Consider the following 12,213-nt stretch of genomic DNA (forward strand, 5'->3'; position numbering starts at 1 on the left):
CAATCAGTCGTGGACTTCGCTGGCTGATACGCCCCAGATCCGGGCCTTGGGGGCCCAGCCCGAAAACCCGCCCGTGCGCAATTCGCACCATTCGGGAATGCATTCGCCCAGCTTGGCCACCACACCCAGTTCAAGCGCGGCAGAGACCGGTGCATTCGGGTCCGGACGCACGTGCAGCGCCAGCATGTCCTGTTCAACCAGAACCGTGCGGGTGCCGGACAACAGCGAATAATGCACCCAGCCACCCATGCCGTCGCGGTCCTCCACCCGGCGCCAATGGCCGTGCTCCGCCGTGATCCTGAGCGGCATGTCGCGCCGTTTGAACACCCAGTCGATGCGATGCGACAGCGAGGGGCCGCGGCGCACGTTGCCTTCGGAGGCCTTCATGGACACGAATCTGGGCAGGGGAAGGTTGGTGACGGGCCCGACCCCGTCGGCAAGGGCCGGGGGGGTGAGCACGGGCGCCGTCAGAATCGTCAGTACTGCAAACGCCTTTGCGGCGTTTTTGAATAGAAGGATCATTGGTGCTGCCTGCACTGTCTTCTGTTTGGTTTTGTTTGCTCTTTTCCACCGCGAGGTTCTTGTGCCTCGTCGCTGCTTGGGACACCATGCGCGGGAATACGAAGGTCGCCAAGTCTGGGGAGGACGAAATGTCAAAGAAACGGTTGAGTGTTGTAGTCACGCGACGGTTGCCCGATGCGGTGGAGACGAGGCTGTCCGAATTGTTTGACGTGACGCTGCGCACGGATGATGCGCCGATGACCCGGGCCGAGCTGGCCGAAGCGGTCAAAAGCGCAGATGTTCTGGTGCCGACAATCACCGATACCGTGGATGCGGCGCTGATCGGCCAGGCGGGCGAGCAGCTCAAGCTGATCGCGAACTATGGGGCGGGGGTCGACAATATCGATGTGGCGACAGCCCGGCAGCGCGGCATTCTGGTGTCCAACACGCCCGGCGCGCTGACCGAGGATACCGCCGACATGACCATGGCGCTGATTCTCGCGGTGACACGCCGGATGCCGGAAGGCATGTCCCTGATGCAAAAGGGCGACTGGACCGGCTGGGCCCCCACGGCGCTGCTGGGCGGGCGGATCAGCGGGCGGCGGCTGGGCATTCTCGGCATGGGGCGCATCGGGCAGGCCGTGGCCACGCGGGCCCGCGCCTTCGGGATGCAGATCCACTATCACAACAGGCGCAGGCTGCACGCCGAGACCGAGCGCAGTTTCGACGCGACCTATTGGGAAAGCCTCGATCAGATGGTGGCACGGATGGACGTGATTTCGATCAACTGCCCGCATACGCCCTCGACCTTCCACCTGATGAACGCGCGGCGGCTGAAGCTGATGAAGCCCGATGCGGTGATCGTGAACACCTCGCGGGGTGAGGTGATCGACGAGAATGCGCTGACGCGGATGTTGCGCGCGGGCGAGATCAAGGGCGCGGGGCTGGATGTTTATGAGCGTGGCACCGACATCAACCCGCGCCTGCGCGAGCTGGATAACGTTGTGTTGCTGCCGCACATGGGATCGGCCACGCTGGAGGGGCGGATCGAGATGGGCGAGAAGGTCATCATCAACATCAAGACCTTTGACGACGGCCATCGTCCGCCCGATCAGGTGGTGCCGTCGATGTTGTGATCCGTTGCGGGCGTGATCCGCAGGCGCGGCTGTGCCGCACGCGATCTATTTGGGGATGAGGGACGCTGTCCCTCAAACTCCCTGGGATATTTGAGCCCAAAAAGAGAGAGGTGTTGCGCGATGTGGAAAGTGGTTTCAGTTCTGACAGTCCTGTTTGCGGGGGCGGTGTCGGCCCAGCAGGTTGCGGATGCGGTGGCACCGGAAGCGGCGGGGGCGGGCGTGTTCGAGGATATGGGCCCCGAATATGCCGGCGCCATGGCGGCAAAGGTGCAGGGCAAGCCGGTCAAGGCGCAAAACTGGATGGTCGCAGCGGCGAACCCCCATGCGGTCAAGGCCGGGGCCGATGCGCTGGCCGCGGGTGGCACGGCGGCGGATGCGCTGGTGGCGGTGCAGGTGATGCTGGGGCTGGTCGAGCCGCAAAGTTCCGGTCTGGGCGGCGGGGCCTTTCTGGTCTGGTATGATGCCGCGACGGGTGAGGTGACGACACTGGACGGGCGCGAGACAGCACCGCTGGCCGCGACACCGCGCCGGTTCCAGGATGCGGATGGCGCGCCACTGAAATTCTTTGACGCGGTGGTGGGCGGGCGCTCTGTCGGGGTGCCGGGCACGCCTGCGCTGATGGAGGCGGTGCATGAACGCTGGGGCAAACTGCCTTTCTCCGATCTGACGGCCCCGGCGATTGCCCTGGCCGAAGAAGGATTTTCGGTTTCGCCCCGGCTGGCCGGGCTGATCCAGGGCGATCAGGAACGGCTGGGCCGTTTTGCCGATACAGCGGCATATTTCATGCCGGGGGGCGCACCCCTGGCGGCGGGTGACCTGCTGAAGAACCCGGCCTATGCGGAAACGCTGCGGATGCTGAACGGCGGTGCGGCGTCCTTCTATACGGGGACCAATGCGCAGGCCATCGTCGATGCGGTCAACGGCGCAATGGAAGGGGCGGGCATGCTCTCGCCCGTGGATCTGAGCATCTATCAGGTCAAGGAGCGCGCGGCGGTCTGTGCGCCTTATCGGGGTCATGAGGTCTGCGGGATGGGGCCGCCCTCTTCCGGGGCGGTGGCCGTGGGGCAGATCCTGGGCCTGCTCGAAGGATACGACCTGAGCGCGGGACCGCAGGACGCGCAGGTGCGCCGCCTGATGGGGGATGCCGCGCGGCTGGCCTTTGCCGATCGCGGGCGCTATCTGGCGGACAGCGATTTTGTGCCGATGCCGGTGAAAGGGTTGCTGGATGAAGCCTATCTGGCGCAGCGCGCGACCCTGCTGTCAGGCGATGCGGCGCTGGCCGAGGTGGCACCGGGCGCACCTGAATTCGACCATGCGCTGCTTTGGGCCGATGATATCTCGCTCGAACTGCCCTCGACCTCGCATATCTCCATCGTCGATGCGGCGGGCAATGTTGCCAGCATGACCACCACCATCGAAAACGGCTTTGGCAGCCGGATCATGGTGAACGGCTATCTGCTGAACAATGAGCTGACGGATTTCTCCTTCAGCTCCCACAGCGAAGGCGTGCCGATCGCCAACCGGGTCGAGCCGGGCAAGCGGCCGCGCTCTTCCATGGCGCCCACAATCGTGCTGAAGGACGGCAAGCCGGTGCTGGCGGTTGGCAGCCCCGGCGGCAGCCGGATCATCGGATATGTGGCCGAAGCGATCATCGGCGTGATCGACTGGGGGCTGGATGTGCAGCAGGCTGCAGGCATCCCCCATGCCGTCAACCGGTTCGGGGCCTATGATCTTGAAGAGGGGACTGCGGCGGTCGAACTGACAGATGCGCTGGGCGCGATGGGGTTCGAAGTGGGCAGCCGGGAGCTGACCTCGGGTCTGCATCTGATCGCCATCGGCGATGACCTGCAGGGTGGCGCGGATCCGCGCCGCGAGGGCATCGCATATGGACAATAAGGGACCGCGCTTGGCGGAAAAGGGAACGATATGGCAAAAATAACCACATTGGCGCGCAACGAAGACGGGATCGGATCGGTTCTGGGCGTGCTCAAACAGCGCTTCGGCGAGCGGTTCCAGACCGGCCAGTCGATCCGCGAACAGCACGGCCATACCACCACCTGGATCGAGAACCAGATGCCCGATGGTGTGGTCTTTGCCCAATCGACGCAGGAAGTCTCCGAGATCGTGAAGGTCTGTGCGGAACATAAGGTGCCGGTCATCCCCTATGGCACCGGCACCTCGCTGGAGGGGCATGTCAACGCGCCCGCCGGGGGCATCTCGGTCGATCTCAGCCAGATGGACAAGGTGCTTGAGGTCAATGCAGGCGATCTGGATTGCCGGGTGCAGCCTGGTGTGACGCGGGAGGCGCTGAACACCCACCTGCGTGACCAGGGGCTGTTTTTTCCGATTGATCCCGGTGCCAATGCTTCGCTTGGCGGGATGACGGCGACGCGGGCCTCGGGCACCAATGCGGTGCGCTATGGCACCATGAAGGATAATGTGCTCAGCCTGGAGGTGGTGCTGGCGGACGGGCGGATCATGCGCACCGCCAGCCGGGCGCGGAAATCCTCTGCCGGCTATGACCTGACCCGGCTGATGGTGGGGTCCGAGGGGACGCTGGGGCTGATTACGGAGATCACCCTGAAATTGCAGGGCATTCCCGAGACGATTTCCGCCGCGCGCTGTTCCTTTCCAACGCTGGAAGCGGCCTCGCGCGCGGTGATGGCAACGATTCAATACGGGGTGCCGGTGGCGCGGATCGAGCTGCTGGATGCCATGGTGGTCAAGGCGGTGAACGCCTATTCCAAGCTGGACCTGCCGGAAACGCCGCTGTTGCTGCTGGAATTCCACGGCTCCGAAGCGGGTGTTGCCGAACAGGCGGAGACTTTTGGCATGCTGGCGGAGGAAGAAGGCGGCACCGGCTATCGGGCAACGGCATCCCTGGAAGAGCGCAACAAGCTGTGGCAGGCCCGGCATGACGCCTATTGGGCCGTGATGGCGCTGCGGCCCGGCTGCAAGGCGGTCGCCACGGATGTCTGCGTGCCGATCTCGCGCCTGGCCGAGGCGGTTGCGGCCAGCGACGCCAAGGCGCGCGAGCTGGGGCTGATCGCGCCGGTGGTGGGCCACGCGGGCGACGGGAATTTCCACGCCTCGCTGTTGCTGGACATGGAGGACGCCGACGAGGTCGCCCGTGCGGAAAGTTTCATCAGCTGGCTGAACGAGATGGCGATTGCCATGGATGGCACCTGCACCGGGGAACATGGTGTGGGGCAGGGCAAGCGGCCCTACCTGATCAAGGAACTGGGGCCGGAGGCGCTCAGCGTCATGGGGGCGATCAAGGTGGCGCTGGACCCGGACAACATCATGAACCCCGGCAAGATCCTGCCCGCGTGATCCAAAGGCGCGGCTGCGCCGCATGACATTCCCGGCGTCCGTGGCGGGCTGAGCCCTTCCCTCGGGGCTTTGCGCCGGTGGCACGGGGGAATGTGTATTTGAAGAACAATGAAGGGAAGGGCGTGATTCCGCGCCTCTGTCCGGTGGATTCGCCGCTTTGGGTCGGTGGTGGAAAGCGCGGTTGAAAATTCGCATGGCGCAGGTCGGTTTTGCGCTGTCTTGCGTCGGCGCGGAATGGTGGAATTCCAGTGTCCTGACTAAAAGGGGGGCAGATCCAGCAGGGGAGCCCCGGACATGAAAACAAACGTCAAAGCACTGGTTGTCGGCGGCGGTGCCGTGGGAACATCCATCGCCTATCACCTTGCGCGCGCGGGCTGGGAAGATGTGATGCTGCTGGAGCGCGACGAGCTGACATCAGGCTCCACCTGGCATGCGGCGGGACTTTTGCCCTATTTCAACATGTCTTTCGCGACCACGCATATCCATGATTATTCGATCAAGTTTTACAAGACGCTGGAAGAAGAGACCGGGCTGAACGCCGGTTTCGCCGTGGTGGGCAACCTGCGGATGGCGCAGACCGACGCACGCATGGACGAATACATGCTCTATGCCTCGACCGCCGAGACCTGCGGCGTGCCCTATGAGTGGCTGACGCCGGATCAGATCAAGGCGAAATGGCCGCTGATCCGCACCGAGGACCTGAAGGGCGCGATTTATCACCAGACCGATGGCTATATTAACCCGGCCGATGTCACCATGGCGATGGCCAAGGGCGCGCGCCAGCGGGGCGTGATGATCGAGCGCAAGTGGCAGGCGGATGCCTTTCACTGGAACGGCGAAGCCTGGGAAGTGACCGCGACGAAGATGGTCGAAAAGGGCGGCAACCTTGTGCCCTCCGACGAGCAGATTGTGATCACGGCGGAGCATGTGGTGACGGCATCTGGCAACCATGCGCAGCGCACCGCGAAGATGCTGGGTATCAAGATGCCTGCGATTCCGGTGGAGCACCAGTTCATCGTGATGGATCAGGACCCCGAGCTGGTCGCATTCCGCAAGCAGGAAGGCAATGTCGAGCACCCGGTGATCCGTGATGCCGATGCGCAGTCCTATGTCCGCGAGGAGCGCGGCGGCTGGATCCTCGGGGTTTACGAGCCGAATGCGCCCGCGCGGTTCGAATACGGCGTGCCGGACAGCTTCCGCGCCGATCTGTTCCAGCTGGATCTGGACCGGATCGAAGATCAATACATGGCGATGAACCATCGTATTCCGTCCGCCGAGAACTGCGGGCTGAAGGACGATTTCAACGGGCCGATCTGCTACACCCCTGACGGCAACCCGCTGGTGGGCCCCGCGCCCGGTCTGCGCAACATGTGGCTGGCCGAAGGCTTCTCCTTTGGCATCACCGCGGCGGGTGGCACCGGCTATTACCTCGCGCAGCTCATGGTCGAGGGTGAGGCCGAGATCGACATGGCGTCGCTCGACCCCAAACGCTATGGCGACTGGATGACCACCGAGTTCGCCGCGCGCAAGAACGAGGAAGCCTACGAGCACGTCTATATCCTGCACCACCCCGACGAGGAACGCCCCGCCTGCCGCCCCCTGCGCACCTCGCCTGCCTATGACCGGCAGGCCGCACGCGGCGCGCAATTCGGCTGGGTCAACGGCTGGGAACGCCCGAACTATTACGCGCCTGAAGGGTTCAGCGACCACGATGCCCGCAGCTTCCGCCGCGGCGGCTGGTGGCAATATGCCGTGGAAGAGGCCAGGGCGATCCGCGAGGGTGTCGGCCTGATCGACGCCACCGCCTTTACCAAGCATCTGGTCAAGGGGCCGGGGGCGACGCAGTTCCTCGACTGGTTCACCTGCAACAAGCTGCCCAGCGTTGGCCGTATCAACCTGACCTATGCGCTGACCGGGGCCGGGACCACGCGCACGGAATATACCATCGTGCGCTTGGGCGAGGATGAATATTACCTCGTCTCCGCCGGCGCCTGGACCGCCTATGACAGCGACTATCTGCGCAAGGCGATCGAGGACAAGGCGCCGGAGTTCGGCTATATCGAATGCCACGATGTGACCACGCAATGGGGTGTCTTTGCCATCGCGGGACCGAAATCGCGCGATGTTCTCAAGGAGATCGTCAAGGATGCGGACCCGGAGACGGTGCTGTCCAACAAGCGTTTCCCCTGGCTGACCATGCGCAACATCGAACTGGGCATGTGCCCGGTGCGCGCCATCCGCGTCGCCTATACCGGCGAACTTGGCTGGGAATTGCATCACCCGATCGAGATGCAGAACTACCTCTTCGACCAGCTTGAGAAAGCGGGCGAGAAGCACGGCATGAAGCTGGTCGGCGCGCGGGCGCAGAACTGGCTGCGGCAGGAGAAGAGCTACCGCGCCTTTGGCAACGAGCTGGGCCGTGACGCCACCCCGCTGGAAGCCGATCTGCCGCGCTTTGTCGATCTGAACAAGGAGTTCCACGGCAAGCAGGCGATGGCCGATCACGGCATCCGTGCGAAATGCGTGACCCTGCTGATTGACGGGCCGGATGATGCAGACCCCTGGGGCCGCGAAGTGCTGTATGCAGGTGACACCCGCACCGGGCGCCTGACCTCCGGCGGCTATTCGGTGGCCTTCGGCAAGAGCATCGGCATGGGCTATGTGAAGCCGGAACATGCCGAGGTGGGCACGAAGCTGAAGATCAAGATGTTCGATCAGCTTTGGGATGCAGAGGTGGTTGAGGACAGCCCCTATGATCCCAAGAACGCGAACATCCGGGTCGACGGATAAGCAATCGGCTGCCTGATGGGCGGCGACACCTGATACCGGGGGCCGGAGTTTTCAAAACTCCGGCCCGTTTTTTTCGAAGAAGCGGCTACCGGACAGCCCGGCGCGCCAGCCATGCCTGCCAGTCCGACCGGTTGCCGTTGAAGGCGTTCAGGTCCACCCCGCCAGCGATGCCGGGCACGATACCGGTGGCGGTATACTGCCAGAATTTCCAGGATTGGCCGGGATAGGCCTCGCCCAGGGTCTTGGCGGTGGAGCGCAGCCAGAATTCGTATCCGTCGAACTGGCTCAGGCCGTTCTGCCGGTAGAATTCCGGCGTGGTATAGATGATCGGGCGCTGTCCGTAATGCGCCTCGACGATCCGCAGCCAGCGCCGCATCTGATCGCGCACTTCCGCCCCCGGGGGGCGCACGGTGGCGCAGGTCGGCGAGAAGGGGTTCCATTCCATGTCGAGCACGGGGGGCATCATGCCCGCGCTGCGCGGGACGTTTCGGATGAACCAGCGGGCCTGATCCTCGGGCGGGGTGCAGAAGTAATAGAAATGATAGGCCCCGCGGACCACGCCGGCGCTGCCCGCCGCACGCCAGTGCTCGTGAAAGGCGGAATCGAGCAGGTCACCGCCCTCTGTCGCCTTGATGAAGGCAAAGTTCACGCCGCTGGCCCGTGCCCTGCCCCAATCGACGCTATGCTGGAAACGTGCGGCGTCAATGCCGTGCACGGCAAAGGCGGCAGGGCGTGGTGCGTTGAAAGAGGCCGGATCGCTGTCGCCGAAATCCGGCGCGAACAGCACGCCGGGCGGGGCGGGCGGCACCCCGGTATCATGCGCGCCCCCGCAGGCGGCAAGGGCGAACAGGCACAGGAAGATAAGGCGGCGGAACTGGATCATCAAACAGGCTTTCGCGCGACAAGGGCAAGATTGTTGGCGGGCATCTCGATGCCGCCGTTCGGCTCCAGCCCAGAGTTGCGCAGCCATCCATCGACTTCAAGGTCGTCCTTGTAGCCGATCAGCGGATCGGCGCCGCGCAGTTCCGCATCGAACCGGCGGTCACCTTCGCTGATCAGTTCTCCGGACCGCCTGAAAGGCCCGTAAAGAAGAAAGACACCACCGGGGGCCAGCGCCTGCGACACGCCTTTCAGCAGCAGTTGCGCCTCGGCGTCGGAAATCAGGTGCAGCAGGTTCACCAGCACGATCAGATCCCGGGGGCCGGTGTCTGTGCCCCAGTCGGGCGCACAGGCGTCGAGGTGCCTTGCCGGGGCGATATTGGTCAGGCCCGCCTCTGCCACATGGGCGTCGATGCTGGCGCGGCGCGCCGGGTCGATTTCCGTCGGCTGCCAGGTGAGGCCGGGCAGGGTGCCGGCAAAGGTCACCACATGCTGTCCCGTACCGCTGGCGATTTCCAGTGCGCGGCCCGTGGCCGGGGCATGTTGGGCCAGCACGGCGCAGATCGCTTCGGCATTGCGTGCGGCAGCAGGGGCAAAGAGCTTGCCGTTCTCCCGGTGGTCGGCGACGCTGGCGCTGGCCGGCAGTTTGCGGCTCACCGGCGGAACCTGTCCGGTGTCAGGCTGGCGACAACCGCGCCGGGCAGCGCAGGCGCACGCCCCATCACCAGGTCGGCCAGCAGTTGCGATGCGGCGGGGGCAGTCTGAAACCCGTAACCGCCCTGGGCCGCGCACCAGACAAAGGCCGGATCACCCGGTTCCGGGCCCAGCACCAGCGCACGGTCCGGGGAAAAGCTGCGCAGCCCGGCCCAGGAGGTCAAGAGCCGGGTCACCGGTTCCGTCACCATTTCCTCGTAGCGCGCCAGCCCTTCGGCCAGGACCATGTCGTCGGCCCAGGCGTCGTGCGGCTCTACCGGGTCTTCCTCGGCCGGGGACACCAGCAGCGCGCCGGCGTCGGGCTTGGCGTACCAGGATTCGCCCACGCCAAAGAACATGGGCCATTGGCTGACATCATGGCCACCAGGTGCCGGCAGCCGCGCCATGGAGCGGCGGTGCGGCACGATGCCCAAGGGGGCGATCCCGGCCATCCCGGCGATCTGATCGGCCCAGGCCCCCGCCGCATTGACCAGCCGCGCGGCGGTGTGGTTTCCCCGGGTGGAGGTGACCTGCCAGGTTCCGCCCTGCCGGGTGATCGCGGTGACACGCGCATCGGTCATGACTTCGCCGCTGTTGCGGCGGATCTCGCGGGCGAAATCCTGCATCATCCGGTCGGTGTCGATGTCATAGGCTTCTTCGTGATAGCCCGCAAAGGCCAGCTCGGCCGGATTCAGGATCGGTATCAGTTCCAGCGCCCGTTCCGGGCTGATCTCTGCGATGCCCAGCGTCTCGGCATCCTTTTCAAATCCCGCGCGTTCCCCGGCACGGGCCGCCAGCAGGAAACCACGCGGGCTGAGGTAGCCGCCGTTCGCATGCCAGTGGTACTCGGCGCTGGCCTTGTTCAGCGCAACCGTGCTGGGCAGGCCGTAGTTCTGTTCGAACAGGGCGGCGGAGCGGCCCGATGCGTGAAAGCCCAGAGCGGTTTCGCTTTCCAGCACGGTCACCTTTGCATCGGCAGACAGGCGCGCAGCCGCGGAGAGACCTGCGATGCCGCCCCCGATGACTATGATATCGCTCATGTCTGTTCCTCCAGCCGGTCCGTGGCAGGCGGCGGCGTCGGGCTGAGGGCGCTCAGCCGGGCGTAAAGCTCATCCGACATTTCGAAATTCAGCGCATCCAGCGAGGGCTGCAACTGTTCGACCGACCGGGCCGAGATGATCGGGCTTGGCCCGGTCGGATGCCGCGCGGCCCAGGCCACCGCCAGCGTGGCGGGATGCAGGCCTGCCTCCTGGGCGATTTTGGTCAGCCCCTGCGCGGCCTCATGCATCTGTGCCTGTCCGTAGCGCGCGGCATAGCGGTCATCCTCACTGAGCCTGCCACTGCCGCCAGCGCCGTATTTCCCGGTCAGCAACCCGCCGCCCAGAGGCGAATAGGGGGCGACCAGAATGCCAAGGTCATCCGCCATCGGCAGGATCTCGACCTCTGCCTGGCGTTTGACCAGATTGTACATCGGCTGGATCACGGCGATGTCGAGGCCGAATGCCGCAGCGACACCTGCCGCCTTGACCACCTGCCAGGCGGCAAAGTTGGACAGGCCGATGTGGCGGATATGGCCCTTTTCCCTGAGCCGGGCGAAGGTTTCAAAACTTTCGGCCATGTCCGTCTCCGGATCAAAACGGTGCAGATAAAGCACGTCGAGCGTGTCCAGCTGCATCCGCCGGCGTGAGGTTTCGGCGGAATTCAGGATGTTCTCGCGCCCCGCACCGCCCGAGTAGGCCGCCTTTGTCGCGACGATCAGCTCGTCGCGGCGGCTGCCCAGGAACTGCCCCAACAGGGTTTCCGACGCCCCATCGGTATAGACATGTGCCGTGTCGAAATGGGTGATGCCCGCAGCGATACAGGCTTCGAACATCGCGGCGGAAGCGGCGGCATCCGCCCTTCCGCCGAATTGCATGGTGCCAAAGGCAAGGCGGCTTGCCGGGGTGCCGTTGAGGCTGGTCAGGGTCTGTTTCATGACTGCTTTGGTGGCACGGAGAAAGGCCCGGTGCAATGGCGCTTTGCCCCGGCGTTCAGCCCGTCGTCATTCGCCGCCTTTTTCCGTTGCGCGCTGGTAGGCCGGGCGGGCGTGGATCATTTCGACAAACCCCTTCAGTGCCGGAAATTCCGCGCCGCGCTCCATCCGCATGGCGATTTCCGCCGGAAAGCTGAGCATGATGTCGGCGGCGGACAACCGGTCCAGGACAAAATGGCCGGAGGGGCGCACAAGGCTGTTCATATAGGCGAAATGGCTGGTCAGCTCCTCCGAGATGCGCGGATGCAGCGGCGCGCCCGCCTCGCCCAGGCGACCCACATAGATGTTCAGCAGGATCGGCGTCATGGCAGAGCCTTCGGCGAAATGCATCAGTTCGAGATGGCGCAGGTAGGCGTCATCGTCGCGGTCCGGAACCATCTCGGGCGCAAACCGGGCGCAAATCACTTCGGTGATCGCGGCGCTTTCGGTGATCAATTTGCCGTCCAGTTCCACCATGGGCGATTTGCCCAGGGGGTGCACGCTGCGCAACTCCGGCGGGGCGAGATTGGTTTTGGCGTCACGCTTGTAATGCGCAATGGTGTAGGGATGGCCGATTTCCTCCAGCAGCCACAGGATGCGATGCGAGCGGGAGCGGTTGAGGTGGTGGACGTGGATCATAATCTGGCCTTTCGCGGCGGTTCCGGAGCCAGTGTAACGGGTGGCCGCGAAAGGAAAAGCGAGAAGCGCTGCGGTGATCCGGCGGACGCGGCTGACGCCGCGACGTCATGCCGGGCACCTGTGGCACGCTGAGCCCGGGAGATCGGCCGGATATTCCTTTGCGGGGGCAGTGCAGGTGTATTTTAGGAACAATGAAACGAAAAAGGAGGCAGGTGTGGGGACCTGCCTCCT

10 protein-coding genes are annotated in these 12,213 nt (G+C 64.6%); 4 read left to right on the forward strand and 6 right to left on the reverse strand.

Annotation, left to right across the window (positions count from 1 at the left end; translation table 11 throughout):
* Positions 1 to 3: 3 nt before the first annotated feature.
* The gene (locus O4H53_RS22170) at positions 4 to 522 is read right to left on the reverse strand and encodes an SH3 domain-containing protein (RefSeq protein WP_269367246.1); all 519 of its coding nucleotides are present in this window, start codon (positions 520 to 522) and stop codon (positions 4 to 6) included.
* Positions 523 to 650: 128 nt separating this feature from the next.
* On the opposite strand from O4H53_RS22170, the gene O4H53_RS22175 reads away from it, so the two are divergent.
* From O4H53_RS22175 to O4H53_RS22190, 4 genes are all read left to right on the forward strand, one after another.
* Positions 651 to 1,637: a 2-hydroxyacid dehydrogenase gene (locus tag O4H53_RS22175; RefSeq protein ID WP_269367247.1), complete on the forward strand. Its 987-nt coding sequence runs from the start codon at positions 651 to 653 to the stop codon at positions 1,635 to 1,637.
* A 120-nt stretch (positions 1,638 to 1,757) separates the two neighbouring features.
* Positions 1,758 to 3,533, forward strand: a complete 1,776-nt coding sequence (gene ggt, locus O4H53_RS22180) for a gamma-glutamyltransferase (protein WP_269367248.1) — start codon at positions 1,758 to 1,760, stop codon at positions 3,531 to 3,533.
* Between the two features lie 30 nt (positions 3,534 to 3,563).
* On the forward strand, positions 3,564 to 4,970 hold the full coding sequence (locus tag O4H53_RS22185; RefSeq protein WP_269367249.1) for an FAD-binding oxidoreductase: 1,407 nt from the start codon (positions 3,564 to 3,566) through the stop codon (positions 4,968 to 4,970).
* Between the two features lie 294 nt (positions 4,971 to 5,264).
* Complete coding sequence (locus O4H53_RS22190; RefSeq protein WP_269367250.1) at positions 5,265 to 7,760, forward strand: GcvT family protein; 2,496 nt, start codon at positions 5,265 to 5,267, stop codon at positions 7,758 to 7,760.
* 85 nt (positions 7,761 to 7,845) lie between these two features.
* Here O4H53_RS22190 and O4H53_RS22195 read toward each other — a convergent pair whose 3' ends face one another.
* The 5 genes from O4H53_RS22195 to O4H53_RS22215 all read right to left on the reverse strand — a co-directional run bounded on the left by O4H53_RS22195 (position 7,846) and on the right by O4H53_RS22215 (position 11,982).
* Positions 7,846 to 8,643: a glycoside hydrolase family 25 protein gene (locus O4H53_RS22195; RefSeq protein ID WP_443069628.1), complete on the reverse strand. Its 798-nt coding sequence runs from the start codon at positions 8,641 to 8,643 to the stop codon at positions 7,846 to 7,848.
* A complete protein-coding gene (locus O4H53_RS22200) occupies positions 8,643 to 9,296 on the reverse strand; it encodes a DUF938 domain-containing protein (protein ID WP_269367251.1) in 654 nt (217 codons plus the stop codon). Before O4H53_RS22200 ends, O4H53_RS22195 begins: the two co-directional genes overlap by 1 nt.
* Positions 9,293 to 10,372, reverse strand: coding sequence for an NAD(P)/FAD-dependent oxidoreductase (locus tag O4H53_RS22205; RefSeq protein ID WP_269367252.1), 1,080 nt, complete (start codon positions 10,370 to 10,372; stop codon positions 9,293 to 9,295). The genes O4H53_RS22200 and O4H53_RS22205 overlap by 4 nt, the downstream gene beginning before the upstream one ends.
* Positions 10,369 to 11,307 carry an aldo/keto reductase gene (locus O4H53_RS22210; protein ID WP_269367253.1) on the reverse strand — a complete coding sequence of 313 codons (939 nt, stop codon included), beginning with the start codon at positions 11,305 to 11,307 and terminating at the stop codon, positions 10,369 to 10,371. Before O4H53_RS22210 ends, O4H53_RS22205 begins: the two co-directional genes overlap by 4 nt.
* 66 nt (positions 11,308 to 11,373) lie before the next feature.
* Positions 11,374 to 11,982 (reverse strand): glutathione S-transferase family protein, encoded by a 609-nt coding sequence (locus O4H53_RS22215; RefSeq protein WP_269367254.1) that lies wholly within the window; start codon positions 11,980 to 11,982, stop codon positions 11,374 to 11,376.
* Positions 11,983 to 12,213: the final 231 nt, after the last annotated feature.

The organism is Sulfitobacter sp. G21635-S1 (assembly GCF_027213915.1).
In the GTDB taxonomy this organism is placed as follows: domain Bacteria; phylum Pseudomonadota; class Alphaproteobacteria; order Rhodobacterales; family Rhodobacteraceae; genus Sulfitobacter.